Source organism: Sphingomonas sp. Root710, assembly GCF_001429065.1.
Classification (GTDB): Bacteria; Pseudomonadota; Alphaproteobacteria; order Sphingomonadales; family Sphingomonadaceae; genus Rhizorhabdus.
In genome coordinates this window covers 1216189-1236288 of the sequence record NZ_LMIB01000001.1, presented here as the reverse complement: position 1 = coordinate 1236288, position 20100 = coordinate 1216189, and the positions used below count along the sequence as shown (strand labels likewise).

Here is a 20100-nt window from a genome sequence, read left to right as displayed (position 1 = left end):
GAAGCGCCGTCATCTGAACAGGGAAAGCGATGATCGTTGATTTGAGCGAGGTGGCGGGAAGCCGCCTGTCGGTGACGACCGGCATCTGTATCATCGGCGGTGGGGCGGCGGGCGTCACCATCGCCAAGTCATTGCTCGACCGTGGCATCGAGGTCTGCCTGCTCGAAGCGGGTGGAATGAAGCTCGAGCAGGAGCAGCAGGCACTGCTCACCGGCGAGTCGATCGGTGAGCCCGTCAAGATCGAGGAGGGGCGCTTCCGCCGCCTGGGCGGCGCGACCGGCAGCTGGACCGGCCGCTGCGCCGAGCTCGATCCCATCGATTTCGAGCGCCGCGACTGGGTGCCGCGGAGCGGCTGGCCGATCGGACTGGACGATCTGAAACCCTATTATCGTTCAGCCGAGGCGATGTGCGGCTTCACCGAGCCCTGGCGTCCCTCGGTGCCCGCCTTCGAACGGCTGGCGACGCTCGGCCTGCCGGATGACGAGGCGGTGACGCCCTTCCTGTGGCGTTTCGCGCCGAAGGGGCGAAATCGCTATCAGGATTGGGGCGAACGCTATCTGGCCCTGCTCAAGCGGTCGCGCACCGCCAGCCTGTTTCTCCATGCCAGCCTGACACGCATCGAGGACAGCCCCCATGACAGCCGAGTCCACGCCGTCGTCGCCACCTCCTCGACCGGCGGATCGGTGCGGGTGCAGGCGCAGCATTTCATCCTGTGCTGCGGCGGCATCGAGAATGCCCGGTTGCTGCTGAACGCGGCGATCAATGCGGAAGGGCCGCTGCGTTCGATCGAGGGCATCGCAGGGCGCTATTTCATGCAGCATCCACGGGTTCGCGTGGCCGAAGTATCGCTGAACCCTGCCGGGGTCGCGCTGCAGAATCTGCTCAACCGTTTCTCGGTGCGCAGCGGCACCGAATATGAGACCGGCTTCGCATTGAGCGACCGGCAGCAGCGCAGCGAGCGGCTGTTGAACGCGAGCGCCATCATCCGCTACGCACCACGCGCCGGCTCATTACGCTATGCGATCCAGCAGCTTCGCGCGGGATCGCCTTTGCGCGACATAAGGCTGACCATGCCATCCCACGGCATACGCCCGGCTGGGCTTTGCCGGGAGGTCTGGCGCTACGCCCGAGGGGTCCATCCCTTGCTGGCCGATCCGGTCGCGACTATCGTCGTCGATGTCGAGCAGGCGCCCGATCCCGCGAGCCGGGTCGCGCTGTCTAATGAGAAGGACTTGTTCGGCCTGCACAAGGTGCGCGTCGACTGGCGGATCGCGGATATCGAGCGGCGCACCGTGGCGCATTTCTCTGGCCGTATTCGTGACATGTTCGCCCGCCATGGCTGGGGTGCCTTCGTTCCGATCAACGATCTCGACCATACCGGCGGCCTGACGCGCGAGCATCTGCTGGAAAGCTATCATCATATCGGCGCGACAAGGATGTCGGACAGCCCGGCAACCGGCGTCGTCAATGCCGACTGCCGGGTTCACCGCATGGCCAATCTCCATGTTTCAGGCGCGTCGGTGATGCCGACCGGCGGCCATGCCAACCCGACCTTCACCATCGTCGCGCTGGCGTTGCGGCTCGCCGATCGGATCGGTGCGCAGATGCGGCTCAACTGACCAGCAGCGGCCGCACCCCATACATGCCCTGGTCGGTTCGGCGTGCGTCGAGATAGGGCTTGATCGCCGTCCGCCGCAGCAGGTGGCGTGCCATCATGCCCAACTGGCCCAGTTCGAACTTGCGGTCGGTCACCCCGGTCAGCCGGCGCATCCGATAGGTGACCGGCAGCAGCAGATTGCCTTCGATCGCCCCGCGCAGCGGCCTGGGGAAGCCGGCAATCGCGCCGAAGAAGCGCTGCGCCTCGTCGCGGTTCTGGAAGATCGAGCGCGCTCCACGCTGGAAGATCCGGCGCAGCGCCGACAATTCCTGCCCGCACAATGTCGATACGCCGAGCGCGGCGGCTTCATGGGCGGCCTGCTGGAAATCGGCTACGGCCAGGTCCCATAGGCCCTTGCGCGCCATGATACTGCCGCGCTGGATGCGCGCGGTGAGCAGCTGGCGGTCGGTCAGCGCCCCGGCGCCGCCGATGTAGAACTCGTGGAGCTGGTGGCTGAAATAGATTTCCCGGAAGATAAGGTGGTTATATTTCCGCCAGGCTTGCTCGACCTCATGCGCCTTCACGCTGGCGTTCTTCGGCCCGCGCACCCCCTGGTGATGGCGCTGATGGAACGCGACGATCGGCACCGCAATGCCCGGAAAGTTGCGGCCCAGCCGCAACGCCATCTCATAATCCTGCGATCGTGCTAGCCGGGTATCGAACGGTCCGACGACGTCATAACAGCTCCGCCGCGCCAGCATCGCACCCTGCCAGATGAAGAAATCCTCCATCAGCCGCACATAGAGGGCAGCGCGTTCGTCGGAGGCATAGGCGGTGTTGCGCTCGCGCGCGTCGTTCGGCCACTCACCGAAGAATTTGTCGCACAGGCCGTAGGAATAGCCCGCCTCGGGGTGATCCGCGAGCGCCTGATGCAGCGCTGCGAGCGTGCCCGCCGCCGCGATGTCGTCGTCGTCGAAGATCCAGACGAACTCCTGCGTGGCGTGGGAGAGGCCGTTGTTTAGGGCGGTCGCCTTTCCGGCGTTGTCCTGCCGTATATAGCGGATCCGCGGCAGGAAGCGTTCGACCACCACCGCCGTATCATCTTCAGAGCCATCGTCGATCACGATCACTTCGGCGGGAGGGGGCTGCTGCCCCAGCACGCTTTCGAGCGCCTCGGCGAGATAATGCGCCCGGTTGAAGGTGGGCATCAGCACCGTCACCGGCAGGGGGGAAGTGTCGTCTGGGGTCGTCAACATCATGTCTCCGCTATCACGCCTCCCCGAGGGCGATTCGGGTTGAATTTCAATCCTATCCGTAACGATTCGACGCTTTGCCCCCCTGCGCCGCCGCCGATTAGCGGCGCAAAGCCTTATAAGTCCGGCTCAAAAATCTAATTCAGCGCTCCGCTTAAAAAAAGATGGTTTTATGCTGCAGTGCGAATATAACTGATTGCCGGGGGCAGTAAACACTAGCCGAAAAGGTGGTGAACTGCCATGCGGACTGGGCCGGTGAAGGGGTCTTCCGAACCAACTACTAATCTTCGGCGCAGTGCTGTTCATGGAACGGTGGCTGTTGGTGGCGCTCAAGCCATAAAGTTCCTTACACAATTACTATCCGTCGTGATTCTGGCACGGCTCCTCGCACCTGTTGACTTCGGCCTTTTCGCAATGCTGATGCCGGTCGCAGCTTTCGTGATGATGGTGCAGGACATCGGCCTGTCGCAGGCCGTCGTCGCCAGCGGCGATCTGACCGATGAACAAGTCAGCACGATGTTCTGGATCAACGCCGGGCTGTCGATGCTGCTGGCCGTGCTGTTCGCTGTGTGCGCGCCGCTGATCGCCTGGTTTTTCGGCGAACCGAAGCTGCTGGCGCCGGCGCTGGCGCTGGCCGCGACGGTGCTGATTTCCGGTCTGGCGACCCAGCATTTTGCTTGGCTGTCCAAGTCGTTGCGTTTCGGCGCGGTCGCGCTGATCGATGTCGCGTCGACGCTTCTGGGCTTCGCTGCCGCGGTCGTGGTCGCGCTCGTCATGCCCGGAATCTGGGCGCTGGTCGCTTCTGTGCTGGCGAGCATGACGGTGGGGTTGATCGGCGCATGGAGCCTGGCGCGCTGGCGGCCCGGACGGCCAGCGCCTTTCGCCGAAGTCCGCGACTTGCTTCGGCTCGGTGCGGGCTTGTCGACCTTCACGCTGACCAATTTCTTCGCGCGCAATCTGGACAATGTGATGATCGGCCGCTGGGCCGGCGCGGTGCAGCTCGGTTTCTATGATCGGGCCTACAAGCTGCTCCTCTTCCCGCTTCAGCAGATCAACAATCCGATCGGCCGGGTGATGGTGCCGGTTCTCGCGAAGCTCCATGACGAGCCGCACCGCTATCGGCATGCCTATAGCCGGACGTTACGGCTGATGCTGCTGTTCACCGTCCCAGGCGTCGCCTTCATGCTCATGTTCGCGAAGCCGCTGATCGTCCTGCTGATGGGCGACCGCTGGGCGCCCGCAGCGGCGATCTTCACCTGGCTGGCGATCGCGGCGCTGCACCAGCCGATGAGCGCCACCTTTGGCTGGCTGTTCATCAGTCAGAAGCGCGGCGGCGATTTCGGGCGCTGGGGCGTATTCAACATGGTCACCAGTATCGGGGCCTTCGCGATCGGATTGCCCTGGGGCGCAATCGGCGTTGCAGCTGCCTATGCCCTAAGCGACCTTCTGATCCGTATGCCGGTGCTGTGGTGGTGGGTCGGCCGCACAGGGCCCGTGCGCCACCGCGACCTCCTCGAGATCGTGAAACCGTTTGCGTTCGCACTCGCGGGAACTTTAGCCGCCTTGTATCTTTATCGAAACATGTCTGGCGCGGTCCATTTGCCGGAGATCGTGCTGGGCGGATTCCTCGCATTCGGTTGCTTCTGGACGTTGCTCGCCACCTGCGTCGGCGGCCGGGAAAGCTTGGCTGAGGCGGCACGCCTGCTTGGCGCGCGGCTCGGCCGTTTTCGTAAAGGCGACGGGATGAGCCGGCGCGGCGACGGACGCAGCGGGAGCGTGGCGCGCGCCACAGTGGATTGATTTTTTAGTGCAATAGGGAGGGGGGCCCAAAGGTTCAGTGGAGGTTGATAGTCGGTCATGACAGAGCATGTGCAGGAATTCCCGACGCTCGAGGCCCGTCCTGAAGGCAGCCGCCTGAAGGGACTGCTGCCGGACCCCGGCCATATGTGGATGGTTTTCAGGCGTCACCTGTGGCTCTTTCTCTGCGTCGGGGCGGCGGTGCTCGCCCTTGTGGCTCTGCGTACGCTGACGATGATGCCGGTCTATACCAGCACTGCCAGCGTCGTGATCGAACCGCGCAAGAACGACGTCATCAAGGTCGATTCGGTGGTGCCGGACCTTCCCGCCCAGAGCGACGTCGTCGACACCGAAGTCCGCATGATCACCTCGCCGACGCTCGCCATGCGAGTCGTCACCGACCTGAATCGTCAGGGCTATGACATGGGCCCGATCGCGACCGAGACCCAGCTGGAGCGCGCCGCCGCGAAGCTGTCCCGGAACATCGCCGTGGTGCGCGCCGGCCTGACCTACGTCATCGACATCACTGCCAGCTCGGACAATCCGGACCTGGCCGCCGCGATCGCCAACACCGTCGCGCGCCAATATGTCGCCAGCCAGAAGGACGCCAAGGTCGGTGCGACGCGCTCCGCGAATGTCTGGCTGAACCAGCGTCTCGCCGAGCTTCGCAACGCGGCCGGTGCCGCCGACGCCGCCCTTCAGAACTACAAGGTCCGCAACGGCCTCATGAGCGCGCAGGGCGCGACGATGGCCGAGCAGGAGGTCTCGTCGCTCAACCAGCAGATTTCGCTCGCCCGCGCCGATCTTGCCGAAAAGCAGGGCCGCCTGTCGGCCGCGCGTGCGCAGCTGTCGCGCGGCGGCGGCGGCGCCGATGTCGGCGCGGCGCTCGGCTCGGGAACGGTCGGCGGGCTGCGCGCCCGCGAGGCCGAGGCAAGCCAGAATCTGGCGCAGCTCGAAGCGCGTTACGGGCCGCTTTATCCCGACGTCCAAACCGCGAAGAGCCAGCTCGCCGATATCCGCGCGCAGATCCAGCAGGAGATCAACCGCATCCTGTCGAGCCTCGAGGCGGATGTGCGGGTCGCTTCGTCGCGTCTCGGATCACTTCAGGGCAGCCAGTCGTCGGCGCGGGGGGCGCTCGCTTCGAACAGCACGGCGCAGGTCGGTTATATGGAGCTCGAACGGCGCGCCGAGGCGAGCAAGCAGATCTACGAAGCTTTCCTCAACCGCTCCAAGGAGACGGCGGCGCAGGAGGGCCTGCAGCAGCCGGACGCGCGGATCTCATCTTTCGGCACCGTACCTGCGCTCCCCGATTCGCCCAATTATCCGATCGCGACGCTGTTCGGAATCATCGCCGCGCTCGTCGCGGGGCTGATTGCGGTCGGCCTTGCCGAATATCTCCAGCGCGGCGTCCAGACCAAGAACGACGTCGAGCGCCGCCTGCGCGTCCGCTATGCCGGCGCGGTGCCCAGCCTGGAATCGACGCTGAGCGGCATGCGGGAGACCGAGGCGCCGCAAGACTATATCGTCTCGCATCCCTTCTCGTCCTTCGCCGAATCCTTCCGCAGCCTGCGGGCCTTCGTCGCGCTCCGCAGCCGCGCCCGGGCGCTCGCCATCTCGTCGCCGTTGCCGCAGGAGGGCAAGACCACGACCTCCGTCTGCCTCGCGCGGACCGCTGCGCTTTCGGGGACCAGCACCGTCCTCGTCGACTGCGACCTTCGCCGTCGCGGTACCAGCAGCCTGTTGCTGCGCGAGCCCAGGGCCGGGCTGGTCGAGGTGCTGACTGGCGAGGCGCGGCTCGAGGATGCTCTGGTGCTCGACGAGGCGAGCGGGCTGTATGTGTTGGGAACATCGGAATCGCCTGCGACCACCTTTGATCCGCTGACGCCCGCCAATCTCGACAAGCTGATCAAGCAGCTCAAGGAGCGCTTCGAGTTCATCGTCATCGATACTGCGCCGGTCCTCGGCGTCGCCGATGCGCGTGCGGTGGCGGCAGCGGCCGACAGCGTGCTGGTGATCACCCGCTGGAGCAAGACATCGATCAACGCCGCCGAGGCCGCGATCGAGCTGCTGCTCGATGCCAACGCCAATGTGGCAGGGCTGGCGCTGACCCAGGTCGACATCCGCCGCTACGCCAGCACCGGCCAGAGCGACGTCTACGGCTACCACAAGAAATTCTCGGGCTATTACCAGAACTGAACAGCCTTTGGGGGCAGGCAAAAACCCATCCAGAGGAGGTTCCATGCGAAAGGTTGCGATATTGGCCGTGCTCTCGGGCACGGCCCTGGGCTCGGTCGCCCAGGCTCAAGACGTTCCCCCGAATGTCGGGGTAGCCGATCGCCCGCGGCCGGCGTTCGACGCGCTGGGCATCCGCGCCGGATCGGTCTTCGTTTATCCGAGCGTAACCGGGCGGGTCGAATATGACGACAACGTCCTTGCGAGCCCGGCCGGCAAGCGCGGCGACACCATCTTCTATGTCGAGCCGGAGGTCCGGGTGCGCAGCGACTTCTCGCGCCATGCCTTCGACACGCGCTTCTATTATGGGCGCAGCTTCCACAACAAGCTGGGGAGCGAGGATAGCAGCCAATATGGCGCTACGGGCCGCGGTGTGCTCGACGTCACCCGGCGCACGCGCATCCGCCTTGGCGGCAGCTATGAACATCGGGCGGAAAATCGTGCCAGCCTGTCCAGCTTCACCGGCTCGCGCACGCCGGTCAAATATGACCGCGCCGCAGCGTCGTTGGGCCTAGAGCAGGAAGTCGGCGACTTCGTTCTGCTCGGGCGCGGCGAATATCGGCGGCTGAAATATGACGATGCCGTCGATCCTTTGGGCAACCCGATCGATCTCGATTTTCGCAACTTCAAGATGCGGATCGCGACCGGGCAGGTCTCCTATCGGCTGCGCTCGGGCACGACGGCGTTCGTGCGGGTACAAGGGGAGCGGCGCACCTACGATCTCCGCCCCGGCGACCCGGGCTTCGACCCCTTCACCCAGACCGACCGCAGCAGCACGGGATTCCGGGCGGAGGCCGGCCTTGGCCTCGAACTTACCCGGCTGATCTACGGCAACATCCGCGCCGGCTATATGCGCCAGAAATATAAGGACATTAAGCTTCGCGACACGAGCGGGCTGTCCTATGGCGCGGACATTTTGTGGAACGTTACCCCGCTCACCACCTTCCGGCTGACCGCCGAGCGGAGCGTCGACGAGACGAGTTCACAGACCACCGCCGGCAATCTGCGCAGCGAGTTCACCGCCAACGTCGACCACGAACTGCTGCGCTACGTGATCCTTTCCGGCGGCGTTCGTTACGCGCGCATCAACCCGGCGGGACTCAGCCCGAACAGCCGGGAATATGAGGCCAATCTTGGCGTCCGCTATCTGATGAACCGCTATATGGAGCTTCGCGGCGGCTATTCTTATGAAAAGCGCAGTTCATCTGCCAATGTGATCCGCTACAGTTCCAACCGGGTGTTCGTTGCGCTCACTCTGAAGCGCTGAACTCAGGACGGGTTCCGCACGGGGCGCCGGGCCGCGCTCCAGTCGGTCCGGGGTGGAACCCGTCCTCCACATAACAGCCCGAGCAGCGCAGGAGATATCCGCCGAAGGATCATCGCCGCGCCAAGGCCGGCGAGCAGCGCCTGAAGCGGCGCGGTTGCGAAGAACAATGGGTAGAGCGGGTGATCGTAGCTGATCCCTGCCGCTTCCAGCAGGTGCCAGGCCAGCGCCAGCCACAGCACATGCGAACAGAAGATGATGAAGATATAGGGTTCGATCGCCTGGATCAGCGGGTTCCACCGCTGCCGCAAGGTCCAGCGCGCGACGATCCAGACGAACCAGGCGACGCAGATACGCTCGACGATAAGGCCGATCGTGAAGGCGAGTTGCAACCAACCAGCGCTCGCGGGCCCGACCAGCATCTCGACCATCACGGCCGCCGTGAAGCCCGGCACGAGCAAGGCGGCGATCATGAGCAGGCGCTTCTGCCGGGGATCGGGTTCGGCCGACAATTTGCCCAGCGCGATCGCGACGCCCGCCGTGAAGAACAGCAGCGGACCCGATCCGATAAACAGCGGATAGGTCCACCCCGCTAGCGACACGATCGCCACCAGCGTCAGCGTCGCTACCGGCGCGCGATCAATCGCGAGGCGGATCAACGGGAAGAGCAGCGCACACAGGAAAATGTCGCGCAGAAAATATAGCGGGCGGATTGCCGGCTCTTTGCTGATCGCAAGCAGCCCGTTCGTCCATTCACCCACGGTTGTGTAAGGAGCATGCCGGGTCAGCGCCGTGGTGAGGAGGACGGCGATCAGGTTCCACCCGACCAACGGTATGAGCAGCGAACGGGCCTTTTTGCGAAGTCGCGTGGCGGCGTTCATCGCGCCGTGCTGCTGAACCATCAGATAGCCCGAGATGACGCTGAGCAGCGGCACGCTGGCCCGGCCAAACAGTTCCTGACAATAGAGGAAGAACAGGTCGAACGCCTCGATTGACCGGGGGGGATCGCCGAGGTCGATGCGCCAGGGCGGGACGTGGATCATGACCAGGCCCAATATGCCGATCACCCGCGCGACCCGGATCGAATCCGATATGTCAGGTCCCATCCGGGTCACCGGCAAGTCGCGCGTCCGCGCGCTGTCAATGAACCCTCTGGGCGACGATCACCCGCCGCCGCTCGCCGCGGAAGATGCTTGGCCGTACGGCTTCAGCGGTGTTGCCGTCGAGCCAGCCCATGCCGATGACCAGCGCGGCGGCAATGAGCGAGGTGGTGTAGTGGAACGGACCGGTGCCGATCGATTCGAACGGCATCCGGACGATCTCGTAAGTCAGCAGCGCGCACCAGCCGACCATGATCGCATTGGGGCGGATCATCGTCCGGAGCAGCAGCAGCACCGCGAGAATCGCGAAGGTCGCGGCGAACAGGATCATGCCGATCATGCCGAAATGGACCATCAGTTCGGTCGGTGTGCTGTGGAAGTTGAAGCCCGAACGCGAGGTGATACCCGCATGACGCCAGAGCCCTTCGGCGTCGAGATTGCCACGCCGCCAGAAGGCGTTGTAGCCGAGGCCCAGCAGCGGCCGCTCGTGGATCAACGCTGCGGCCCGATCCCAAAGATAGACGCGCCCGGTCAGGGTGCTGTCCTTGCCCATCGCCGTCGACAGCTGGTTGATCAACGGTTGCAGCCAGATCTTCTGGGTAAGCACCGCCGTCGCGATCGAGATGATCGCCACGATCGCAGTGACGACGCGCGCAGGCCGCGAGAATAGCCGGGAGAAATTCCACAGCATGAGCAGGGGCAGGGCGATCCCGACCGCCATGATCGCGCCTGCCGATCGCGCGGCGATCAGCGCCTGGAGTTGTACCGCGACGCCGCCCAGCGCCAGCATGATAAACAGGCGCTTCCGCTCCTCGATCGAGTCGATTAATATCGTTATCGACAGGATCAACCCGACGGCGGCGCAGTCGCCCGCCGTGTTCTTGGCCTGGGCAAGCCCGGCGAAGGCCGAATTGCCCATCGCTCCGCCACCCCATGTGACGCTGCGCCCGAAGATAATCGCCGCGATCCCATATATCGCAAACGCTAGGAACACGCCGCGTGTAGCGGCTTTCCGGTCCAGCCCCGCTCCGATGATGCAACCGATCAACGCGGTGATCAGGAATTGCAGCCCATAATAGCGGGTCGCATAGGAATCGACGGACCACAGCCAGGATGCCAGCGCGAAGGCGGGCAGCAGCAGATAGGGTGCCGACGAGGCGAGCATCCGGGGCAGATCCTCGCGCCGCCAGACGACGTGAATGGCAAGCAGTCCGAGCAGCAGCAGCGGCGTGAGCGACTTCAGCTGCGGCACGAACAGCATCAGGCTGATCGCGGCATAGCCGAAGAAGATATCATAGCCTTTGGCGGCCCGAATGCCGCGCATATCCGTCGGCGCTGTCAGCCGCGCCGGCAACGCAAGGGTGGCCATGGGACGGCTCCTAGAAGAAGCGTTCTCCGACGCGGATCGTATCCCCCGGGGCCAGCGTCACTGCGATGCCCTTGATATCGACGGGGCGTTCCGAGGTGTCGAGCGCACGCTTTATGAAGACGCGACGGGTATTTGCGCGGTAGCTGAAGCCGCCCGCCATCGCCACCGCCTGCTGGACGGTGATGCCGTTGACGAAGGGATATTCGCCGGGCTTGTTGATCTCGCCCAATATGTAGAAGGGGCGATAGTTCAGCACCTCGGCGGCGACCCGCGGATCCTTCAGATAGCCAGAGGCCAGCTTGGCGCGGATATCTTCCTGCACGGCCTCCACCGTGTGTCCGCGCGCCGGAATATTGCCGATCAGGGGGAAGGAAATCACCCCGGTGCTGCTGACGACATACTCTCCGTCCATCTTGGGTTCGCCGAAGACACTGATCCGGACCTTGTCGCCGGTCCCCAGAATATAGGCCGGTGCTTCGGCGGAAACCGGGGCTGCCGCTTGATTGTCGACTGCCGCCGCCGGCACGGCCAGGCCGATGCTCATCAGCAGGAGAAGAGCGATTTTGAAAAGGCGCATCGGCGCCGCCAACAGAGGCAATGTCATTCTTATACCCTTTCCCGTTTCGGGCTTGGGCGGTCCCCTCCGATCAATAGGCCTGTTTGTGGAAAAACAGGGTGATCGCCGTCCTTGCTATGATGATCAGGTCGAGAGAGATCGACCAGCGTTCGATATATTCGAGGTCGCTGTCGATCCGCCTTATGATGTCCTCCTCGCGGAGGGTATTGCCGCGATAGCCGCGGACCTGGGCAAGACCGGTGAGGCCGGGGAGCACCCGATGCCGTGCCGGATAGCGCGCGACCACTTCCTCATAGAGACGGTCCGCCGCCTTCGCGCCATAGGCGTGGGGGCGGGGCCCGACGAGCGACATGTCGCCACGCAGAATATTGATCAGCTGTGGCAGCTCGTCGATGCTCGAGCGGCGGAGGAACGCGCCAACTTTAGTCACCCGCGAATCGCCGCGCGTCACCAGGCGGTCGGCATTCTGGTCGGTCGCTTCGAGATGCATGCTGCGAAACTTGAACATCGTGAAGGGTTCGTTGTTCATGCCGCGGCGCTTTTGCCGGAACAGCACGGGGCCGGGCGACTCGATCCAGATGGCGAGCGCGCAGAACAGCATCAGCGGTCCGAAAAAAAGCAGGGCGAGGGCGGCGACGGTGCGGTCGATCGCGATCTTAACCAGCGCACCGATACCCTGCATCGGGCGCTGATAGAGGGCGATAGTAGCAAAAGGGCCGCATCGTTCGATTCGCATCGTCCGGCGGGCCAGCTGTAATTCCGATGGCACGATCATGACGTCGACATTCACCTCTTCCAACCTGCGGACGACCTGTTCGATCACCCCCTGGTCGCTCCAGGGCAGGTTCAGTAGGATCGCGTCGATATGTCCGGCGCGGGCCCGGGCGATCAGATCGTCGAGGCCACAACGCACATCGATCCGATCGGGTGCCGCGACTTCGACATCGTCATTTTCGCCATAGATGCTGTCGATCTGGAACCGGCGGTCATTCTTCTGAAGAATGTTGAGCAGATGCTCGATCCGCCCGTTGGTGCCGTAGATGGCGAGCCGGTCCCCGAGCGTGCCGCTGCGGTGAAGCGAGGCGGACAATTGCTCGGACAGCGCCATAACGATGAAGATGACGCCGCAGCCGGTCACGATGCCGGTGCCGAGCCACATGCGTGACAGCTCGAGATGATCCTTGGTCAGGAAGGCGACGACAATCATCGCACCAGCCGCCTTGAGCCAATAGCCGATCTTTTGCGCCAACCGGTCGGTCATGCAGTCGAGCGGCGAATCGCGGCCGACGGCACACAGCCCGGCATAGGTGGCCAGCCACAGCATCGTTCCCCAGAAGACGCTGTTCGGCTGATAGATGATCCAATTCGGAAATAGCGAGGCGCTGAACATCAGTGATGCGGCGAGCGCGGCAAACTCGCACGCGCGCCGCGTGTCGCGGGCGATGTGAAAGGAAAGCCCCTTCTTGCGAAGCGGAGCCGGGCCAGCAGCACCTGCCGACGCATCACCGATGATCTCGTCGGGACGCAGCGGCGTGCTGGCAACGTCATTACTGGGCTGCAGCCGGAGGTGCATCGTCGAACGAAGCATTGAGAATCTCCCTAAACCCGCATCGACGCGAGTTTCGATCTTCCCCCTGCGATTACTTTGCAATGCACCATGAAGAGGGTCAATCGCGGTCGGCCCGGAAATGGGGATTTCCGCCATATTCACCGCATGTACGGCACATTTCACCGAGGGGTGGTTTTGTTCCAGCTTTTTAACGCCGGACCAAGATTTTTTTGGCGTGATAATAACGGTTTGTCGGCAATTTCGTTCCGCTCATCTAAATATTGGCCGTTGTGTCTTTTTGACGCGTTTCCATTCATCGCGGCGAAATGTTTCGGCGCTGCGGAATTGTTCTCAGGCCTTCGTGCTGCGTTGCAATAAAGGAGCGGATCGTGAGCCGATTTCCATCGAATATAACTGCACTTACTGTGTTCGCGGTTGCAGCCGGCGCAATCAACGGGATTCCGGTCAGCTCCGCAATAAGGTCAGGCCCGCCAGCCGGGCTGGCCATGTCCCCCAGCTTCGTCGAGGAGTTTGACGGCAGCCGCCTGCGTCCCGATGTCTGGCGTCATGCCTTCAAGGGCTGTGGACGGCCCGGCACGATCGCAAACCGCAGCCTCTATGGAAATCGTGAGCGGCAAATCTATTTCGACCCCGAGTTCCTCGACGCGGGAGTTCAGCCCTTCTCGCTTAAGAACGGGGTGCTTACCATCACGGCACGGCCGCTGGAGTCCCGCGTCCAGGGGCGGTTGCGCGAAGCGCTGGCAAAGCAGCCTGAGAGGATCCGCAACAGCGCGTTGCGCGACGTCCGCTACAGCTCGGGCCTGATCACCACGAAATGCAGTTTCCAGCAGACCTACGGCTATTTCGAGATGCGCGCCCGCTGGACCGGCGGGAAAGGCGTATGGCCCGCCTTTTGGCTGCTGCCCGCCGGCGGCGGCTGGCCGCCCGAGATCGACATCATCGAGGCGCATGGCGACAAGCCTGGCACCGCGTTCCAGAGCCTCCATTCGAAGGTCCACAAGCCGGTCACGCGCAAGGTCGCGATGAACGGCTCCAGCGACCAGTTTCATCTCTATGCGGTGCTGTGGACCCCGGAGACGCTCGATTATTATATCGATGGCGTGAAAACGGCTTCGATCCCGACGTCAGCAGACGCTGACAAGCCGATGTATATGATCGCCAATCTCGCGATCGGCGGAAAATGGCCCGGCGACCCCGATGCATCGACAGTGATGCCGGCGCGGATGGAGATCGATCACATCCGCGCCTGGCGCTTTACGGGCAGCCCACGCTGAGCGCGGCCATCGCGATCGCCGTCAGGCGACCGCGGGGGCGGTGCGACGCGCCGCTTCCTCCGCTGGCGCGACCGGAGTGCGGCCGATCGACAGATAATGGAAGCCTGCCTTTGCCATGTCGGCGGGCTCGTAGACATTGCGCAGGTCAACGAACAACGGATCGGCGAGGAGATCGCGGACCCGGCCCAAGTTGAGCGCGCGGAACTCGTTCCATTCGGTCAGCAGCACGACGGCCGCCGCGCCGTACACAGCGCGATAGGCGTTGTCGACGAAATCCACGCCGGGCAACAGCGATTCGGCTGCGGTGCGGCCCTCGGGATCATAGGCGCGCACCGTTGCGCCCGCTGCCTGGAGTTCGGGGATCACGACGAGGCTCGGCGCGTCGCGCATGTCGTCGGTGTTGGGTTTGAAGGTCAGGCCCAGCACCGCGATCGTCTTGCCCGCGACGCTGCCGCCACAGGCGGCGATCACCCGGCGCGCCATCTCCTTCTTGCGCTCGTCATTGGCCGCGACCGTCGCATCGACGATTCGCAGCTTGGCGTTCGCCTGCTCGGCCGTCCGCAGCAGCGCCAGCGTGTCCTTCGGGAAGCAGGACCCGCCATAGCCCGGGCCGGGGTTAAGGAACTTGTTGCCGATGCGCCGGTCCATGCCGATGCCCTTGGCGACGCCCTTGACGTCAGCGCCGACCGATTCACACAGGTCGGCGATCTCGTTGATGAAGGCGATCTTCACCGAAAGGAAGGCGTTGGAGGCATATTTGATCACCTCCGCGGTACGGCAGTCCGTAAACAGGATCGGCGTCTCGCGCAGGAAAAGCGGGCGATAGATCTCCGCCAGGACGCGCTTGGCATAGTCGTTCGATACGCCGACGACGACGCGGTCTGGCCGCTGGAAATCCTCGATGGCAGACCCTTCGCGCAGGAATTCGGGGTTGGAAGCTACGTGCAGTTGCTTGCCCGGCGCGACCTCGGCGATGATCGCCTCGACTTCGCTGGCGGTGCCGACCGGGACGGTCGACTTGTTGACGATCACGCAGCCCTCGTCGCAGACGGTGGCGAGATCGCGCGCGGCGGCGAAGACATAGCTGAGGTCGGCATGGCCGTCGCCGCGGCGCGATGGCGTGCCCACCGCGATGAACACCGCTTCGGCGCCCTTCACCCCTTCGGCGAGGTTGGTGGTGAAGGACAGGCGTTCGCCCTTCACATTGCGGCGGATGAGATCCTGAAGCCCCGGTTCGAAGATCGGGACGCGTCCGGCGTTATATTCGGCGATGCGATTCTCGTCGATGTCGACGCAGGTCACGACATGGCCGAACTCGGAGAAGCAGGCCGCCGAGACAATTCCGACATACCCCGTTCCGATGATCGTCAGGCGCATAATCTTGCTTCCTCGTTGCTGTGGGGTGGTCGCGCCGCAGATGTTCCGGCGAGCCATTCCCGAAATGATTGATAGCATGCATCGGGTGAAAAATGCACCCGGGCGGTGGTCAGGGCGCGCTCCGCAAGCGCGCCGCGCGCTTCGTCGGAGTCGATAAGCTGCAGGATCGCCGCTAGGAAAGCCGGGGAGTCGTCGGCGCGGGCGACCGCCGGACCGGCGGTTTCCTCGACCCCTTGCAGTGTCACTGCCGTCGCGACGGTCGCCTTGCCGCGGGCCAGCGCCTCGATCAGCTTGATCTTCAGCCCCGAGCCGTGGAGCAGCGGTGAAATGACCACCCCGGCGCGCGCGTAGAAGGGCGCGAGATCGTCGACCAGGCCGTGAAAGACGACGCCTTCGGGCCCGCCCGCCGGAAAGGCCGCGGCGACCGCGCCCGCGACATCGAGCACCACGCCGGGACGCGCCGCGTGCAGATCGGGCCAGACAGTCTCGATGAACCAGCGCAGGCCATGGACATTGGGCGCGGTGTTGCTGCCGACGAACAACAGGCGATCGGAAAGGCCGGGTTGCGCCGCTTCTACGGGGTGCGCAGCCATCGGAGCCAGTACGACCGCGCTGTGCGGCAGGGCCCGCCGCACGAAACCCGCTTCGGCGGCCTGGATCGCGATGACGGCATCGGCCCTGCCGAGCAGCGCCAATTCGCTGTCGCGGCTGATCCCCGCCACGCTGTCGCGGTCGCCGGTGGCGGCGAAGCCGTCGGAGCGGGCGTGGAACAGGTCGTGCATCACGATCGCGGTCGCGGCGTCGGGCCGCGCGGCATAGGGAAAGGCGCGCGCCAGGAACATATAATCGGCGATCATGATATCGGCCTTGGGGCGCGCATGGGCGGTGACAAAAAGCTGATCGGCCTTGGTCCAGGGAGCGGTGACCGCATAGGGGGCGGGGCGGTCGATTGTCCAGAGCGCGTCGATGCCGAACCGGCGCGCCGTCCGCCGCACTATGCCGATCGTTGCATTTGCCCAGACATGCGGATCGCGCGCGATCATCCACGCGCCGATCCGCCAGCCGCCACGCAGGTGGTGCGAGGCAAAGACCTGCATCTCGGGGCGCAGGCGGAAGAAGGGCGTCCGCCCAAACAGCGCCGGAGAAGGCTGGACCAGGTGCGGCGCGTAGCCCGCCGTGCGCGCCGCGCGCGCCAGATCGATCAGATAGGCCGAACTGCCATTGGTCGCGCCTGCGATCCGCTGGTTGCTGATGAAGCAGGCTGCCGGCGCCGAGCGCGGCGGAGCTTCGTCGGCCTTCCGGTTCAACAGGCTCCTGAGCTTCGCTGCGACCGGCATCCGGAATAGGGGAAGCAGTCCCGGATGGCGGATCGCGGTCGCCGCCGCCCCCGCCAGGCGGCGGGTCTTCAAGGCTTCGATCGTCAGGGTGAAGTCCCGGCTGTTGCGTAGCGCCCGGTTGCGGCGTGCGAGAGCGCGGCGGACGTCGGCAGGCGCACCGCGCAGATCGGCGGCCAGTCGTTCGCCCGCCAGCACCATCGCCTCGATATTGGCGAGCGACAGCCGGTGCGAGATCGACGCGCCATGCTTGCGATAGAAATAACCGGCCTCGGCGACGGTACGGTAGCGCGCCCCGGCGCGCAGCAGCTGGATGATCAGATCGTCATCCTCGGCGATCCGCAGGCGCTCGTCATAGCGAATGCCATGGTCCCGGATCAGGTCGAGCCGGATCAGCGGCTTGAGGAAGCCGAGGTTGGGCGCTCTTCCATAAAGGACGCTTTCGCGGAAATAGCCTGCGAGCGATACCCAGTCTCCGCGTTTCGATCGCGGTGCTGCGAAAAAGCCCGTGGGAGGCGTTTGGTCCGCGTCGTCGAAGATGATGAGATCGTCGGCGATCATGTCGGCTTCGACCGCATCGCAGACCGCCACCAGCCGCTTGAGCCGCTCGGGATGATAGAGATCGTCGCTGTCGAGGATCGCGACGAACCGGCCCTGCGCCAGGTCGAAACCGCGGTTGCGCGCAGCGGCGGGACCGCCGTTGCTGTCCATCCGGTACAGGCGGACGCGGTGGTCGGTGGCGGCGAGTTCCTTTGCGATCGCCTGGCTTCCATCGGTCGAGCCGTCATCGACGATGATCACCTCGATCTCGCGCAACGACTGGTCGAGCGCCGAACTCACCGCGGCGCGGAGATAGGCCGCTGCGTTGAAGCAGGCCACGATCACGCTGACCAGGGGGCGATCCGCTGGCTGGGTCATGCTGGAACACTTGGCAAGATCATCTCCGCTGCGGGAAGGCCGGGCTTCAATCTGGCGAAGCGGGCATGCGCGAGCGAGGATGACCAGCGATCAGCAGGAATTCCATGACGATTCAAGTCGTTCCGTCCTGCGGATACAAGCAGTCGTCTCAAAAATATCGCGGCGCTCTGGAGCGTCAAAGCAAAGCTATTCAGTATTAACACAAGGTGAATCGTGGCTTGCTCGCGACGGATGATAGCTTTACACCAGTTGGCGTGGAAAGCGCGCCAGATAAGATAGGAACGGAGACCGGAGAGGACGCCCATGGCAAACCGCTCAGCGCTGCCTTCTTGTCTGTCCGCCCAGCGGTATCTCCGGCTCGTAGCCTGCGCGCATATCTGCGTAAGCGGATGGAGCAGCCCATCACTATAACCGACAATGAGTATCGGTTCCCCGGTGCTGTGCGTGCTGCCGTAGCCGTGTCGCTTGCCATCGGTTCTTGGGCCGTCATTCTTGGCGGCGGATGGATGATCGCCCGCTATATATTCCGCTGAGTTACACGCGCGTGACATCGCCGCGCTCCTCACCGGTCTGAATCAAACGCACATCGCCATCCTCGATCCTGATCGCCGTCAGAATTCCTGATCGGTAGGCGCCGGTATCGATACCGATACGGTTCGGACGGATGCATGCTTGCTCTTCGATCGTGTGGCCATGAACGATGATCTTCTCGAAGCGCGCGTTCGATGCGGTAAATTCCCCGCCTATCCACAGCAACGCGTCATCGCCTTGCTCGGCCAGCGGTGTTCCCGGCCGAATGCCGGCGTGGACGAAGGCATAATCGCCCAGCACAAGCATGGACTCGGCATGCTCGAGGCAATGAAGGTGCGATGCGGGCATCTGCTCGAGCATCGCATCGCGCGCTTCGACGAAGCGGGTCGGCGGCGCGCCGGTCTCCGGCGGTTCGACGCCATAGGATCGCAGGGTCGCATCGCCGCCGAACATCAGCCAGTCGTGAGGCCCGGGCTGTTCCAGGAAATCGAGCATGGCCCGCTCATGATTGCCCATGAGCTGCTGGAACTCGATGTCGCCGCGCCGCTGGAGCCACGCCGCGGCCTCGACGACCTGCGCCGATTGCGGGCCCCGGTCGATCAGGTCACCCAGCTGGATGATGATCGGCCGTCGCCCCTGCGCGCTCGCGGCGGCGTCGGCGGCAATCCTGGCCAGCAGGTCGCGGAACAGGTCGTAACAGCCATGAACATCGCCGATCGCATAGACGAGCTGGCCTTCGACATCGCCCGGACGCGGCCGACTGGCCGGTTCTGGGGCGGTTAGGACGGCGCTCGTCATATCCGGTCCCGCCGCCGGCCATTGACCGAAAGCCGCTCGAGGTCCTCCGCGAGTTCGCGATAGCCGGCGACGACCCCGTCAGGGTCACTCGAGGCGCGGTCGCGCAATTGGGTCCAGCGGCGCTGATGCGCGACGAGGAAGCGCCGCTCGACGCCCTCACGGATCGCATTGGCATAGGCCAGACGCAGCATCCGATCCGCCTTCAATATATCGTGGCGCAGGCACCAGTGACGTTCCAGCCGGTCGCCCTCGCACTGGGCGCCGAGCGACGCGGGTTCCGCAGACACCATGCGTTTCTCGGGCGGTTTCGCGGGCTCCTCCGGCCTGTCCACTTTGGCAAGGCGAACCGGGTCGGGCCGCTTGACCGGTGTCAAAGTGGTGGGGGAGGGAGCTGCCTGCTCAGCCGAGGGCGCCGCCGCAGCGGGCGCTGCCGCAGCGGGCGGCGTTGCATCTTCGAAGGGGCTCGCGGCAACGGTCGTAGCGGGCGCTGTCGCCGACGTGTCCGGCGCAGCATGGCCGATGAGCCGAGGCGTCCCGATCGCGGCCATGCCGACTATCAGCCCGGCAAGCCCGGCGGCGAGGAGCGGGGCGGGCTTCAGGTTCCGGCGCGCCGGGGGCAGTGGCGGGGGTTCCGCTTTCCGGAGCGGCCTTGTGCGCTGCGGCCCGGCGTGGCCCGTAATCGCATTCTCGCCGAAGATCGCGGCCATATCCCGCCGGACGTCGGCCAGCCGGGGCTGGGCCGACGGCTTGCGCGATGCGGCGGCCAGCGGGGCATCGGCGTGGTGGTCGGTTTCGATGATCATGTCAGAAGCCGCCTCCAATTCCCGAAGCGCCTACGTGTTCCCTCGTGCGGTTCGCCAGAAGCCGTCTGCCACATGCGGCGATCCGAGACGTCCGCGCCAAAGCGCCTGAAAAACAAGGCTGGGACGGATAGCGGCGCGAGCCGGTTAGCCGTGCGTTCCGTTCGTGACGACTTGAAAAGCGCACGCTTCGACGCGAAACACGATAGCAGAAATTCCGTAAAATAAAGCAACATCGCGGTGATACTCCGGCTTATCCGGCACCACCCCCAATTATTTCTCCCAAAACGACAAGAAGGAGATTTATTT

The 20100-nt window shown here is 64.4% G+C and carries 16 protein-coding genes; 7 read left to right on the top strand and 9 right to left on the bottom strand.

Going from position 1 to position 20100, the window contains the following annotated elements; all coding sequences use genetic code 11:
- Positions 1 to 29: 29 nt before the first annotated feature.
- Positions 30 to 1619: a GMC oxidoreductase gene (locus ASE00_RS05735; RefSeq protein ID WP_056378181.1), complete on the top strand. Its 1590-nt coding sequence runs from the start codon at positions 30 to 32 to the stop codon at positions 1617 to 1619.
- Here the strand turns inward: ASE00_RS05735 and ASE00_RS05730 are convergent.
- On the bottom strand, positions 1612 to 2856 hold the full coding sequence (locus ASE00_RS05730) for a glycosyltransferase family 2 protein (protein ID WP_056378180.1): 1245 nt from the start codon (positions 2854 to 2856) through the stop codon (positions 1612 to 1614). The genes ASE00_RS05735 and ASE00_RS05730 overlap by 8 nt on opposite strands.
- A gap of 234 nt (positions 2857 to 3090) precedes the next feature.
- Here ASE00_RS05730 and ASE00_RS05725 point away from each other — a divergent pair, with 234 nt between their 5' ends.
- The 3 genes from ASE00_RS05725 to ASE00_RS05715 are packed head-to-tail and all read left to right on the top strand — an operon-like array spanning position 3091 to position 8146.
- On the top strand, positions 3091 to 4650 hold the full coding sequence (locus ASE00_RS05725; protein ID WP_082594479.1) for a lipopolysaccharide biosynthesis protein: 1560 nt from the start codon (positions 3091 to 3093) through the stop codon (positions 4648 to 4650).
- Between the two features lie 57 nt (positions 4651 to 4707).
- Positions 4708 to 6843, top strand: a complete 2136-nt coding sequence (locus ASE00_RS05720) for a GumC family protein (protein WP_056378178.1) — start codon at positions 4708 to 4710, stop codon at positions 6841 to 6843.
- A 43-nt stretch (positions 6844 to 6886) separates the two neighbouring features.
- Positions 6887 to 8146, top strand: coding sequence for an outer membrane beta-barrel protein (locus ASE00_RS05715; protein ID WP_056378177.1), 1260 nt, complete (start codon positions 6887 to 6889; stop codon positions 8144 to 8146).
- Between the two features lie 2 nt (positions 8147 to 8148).
- Here the strand turns inward: ASE00_RS05715 and ASE00_RS05710 are convergent, their stop codons facing one another.
- From ASE00_RS05710 to ASE00_RS05695, 4 genes are all read right to left on the bottom strand, one after another.
- Positions 8149 to 9249 carry an acyltransferase family protein gene (locus ASE00_RS05710; protein WP_056378176.1) on the bottom strand — a complete coding sequence of 367 codons (1101 nt, stop codon included), beginning with the start codon at positions 9247 to 9249 and terminating at the stop codon, positions 8149 to 8151.
- 34 nt (positions 9250 to 9283) lie between these two features.
- Positions 9284 to 10612, bottom strand: coding sequence for an O-antigen ligase family protein (locus ASE00_RS05705; RefSeq protein ID WP_056378175.1), 1329 nt, complete (start codon positions 10610 to 10612; stop codon positions 9284 to 9286).
- Positions 10613 to 10622: 10 nt separating this feature from the next.
- Positions 10623 to 11189, bottom strand: a complete 567-nt coding sequence (locus ASE00_RS05700) for a polysaccharide biosynthesis/export family protein (protein WP_235538543.1) — start codon at positions 11187 to 11189, stop codon at positions 10623 to 10625.
- A gap of 70 nt (positions 11190 to 11259) precedes the next feature.
- Positions 11260 to 12777: an exopolysaccharide biosynthesis polyprenyl glycosylphosphotransferase gene (locus ASE00_RS05695; RefSeq protein WP_056378173.1), complete on the bottom strand. Its 1518-nt coding sequence runs from the start codon at positions 12775 to 12777 to the stop codon at positions 11260 to 11262.
- Positions 12778 to 12846: 69 nt separating this feature from the next.
- On the opposite strand from ASE00_RS05695, the gene ASE00_RS24000 reads away from it, so the two are divergent.
- Together ASE00_RS24000 and ASE00_RS05690 are read left to right on the top strand one after the other, a co-directional pair.
- Positions 12847 to 13116, top strand: coding sequence for a hypothetical protein (locus ASE00_RS24000; RefSeq protein ID WP_235538542.1), 270 nt, complete (start codon positions 12847 to 12849; stop codon positions 13114 to 13116).
- A gap of 128 nt (positions 13117 to 13244) precedes the next feature.
- Positions 13245 to 14033, top strand: coding sequence for a glycoside hydrolase family 16 protein (locus ASE00_RS05690; protein WP_056378172.1), 789 nt, complete (start codon positions 13245 to 13247; stop codon positions 14031 to 14033).
- A 21-nt stretch (positions 14034 to 14054) separates the two neighbouring features.
- Here ASE00_RS05690 and ASE00_RS05685 read toward each other — a convergent pair whose 3' ends face one another.
- Together ASE00_RS05685 and ASE00_RS05680 are read right to left on the bottom strand one after the other, a co-directional pair.
- A complete protein-coding gene (locus ASE00_RS05685) occupies positions 14055 to 15410 on the bottom strand; it encodes a UDP-glucose dehydrogenase family protein (RefSeq protein ID WP_056378171.1) in 1356 nt (451 codons plus the stop codon).
- Positions 15401 to 17662 (bottom strand): glycosyltransferase, encoded by a 2262-nt coding sequence (locus ASE00_RS05680; protein WP_056378170.1) that lies wholly within the window; start codon positions 17660 to 17662, stop codon positions 15401 to 15403. Before ASE00_RS05680 ends, ASE00_RS05685 begins: the two co-directional genes overlap by 10 nt.
- 218 nt (positions 17663 to 17880) lie before the next feature.
- On the opposite strand from ASE00_RS05680, the gene ASE00_RS23995 reads away from it, so the two are divergent.
- Positions 17881 to 18195: a hypothetical protein gene (locus ASE00_RS23995; protein WP_235538541.1), complete on the top strand. Its 315-nt coding sequence runs from the start codon at positions 17881 to 17883 to the stop codon at positions 18193 to 18195.
- Position 18196: 1 nt separating this feature from the next.
- Here ASE00_RS23995 and ASE00_RS05675 read toward each other — a convergent pair whose 3' ends face one another.
- Together ASE00_RS05675 and ASE00_RS05670 are read right to left on the bottom strand one after the other, a co-directional pair.
- A complete protein-coding gene (locus tag ASE00_RS05675; RefSeq protein WP_056378169.1) occupies positions 18197 to 18991 on the bottom strand; it encodes a metallophosphoesterase in 795 nt (264 codons plus the stop codon).
- Positions 18988 to 19794 (bottom strand): hypothetical protein, encoded by an 807-nt coding sequence (locus ASE00_RS05670; RefSeq protein WP_056378168.1) that lies wholly within the window; start codon positions 19792 to 19794, stop codon positions 18988 to 18990. The genes ASE00_RS05675 and ASE00_RS05670 overlap by 4 nt, the downstream gene beginning before the upstream one ends.
- Between the last annotated feature and the right edge of the window lie 306 nt (positions 19795 to 20100).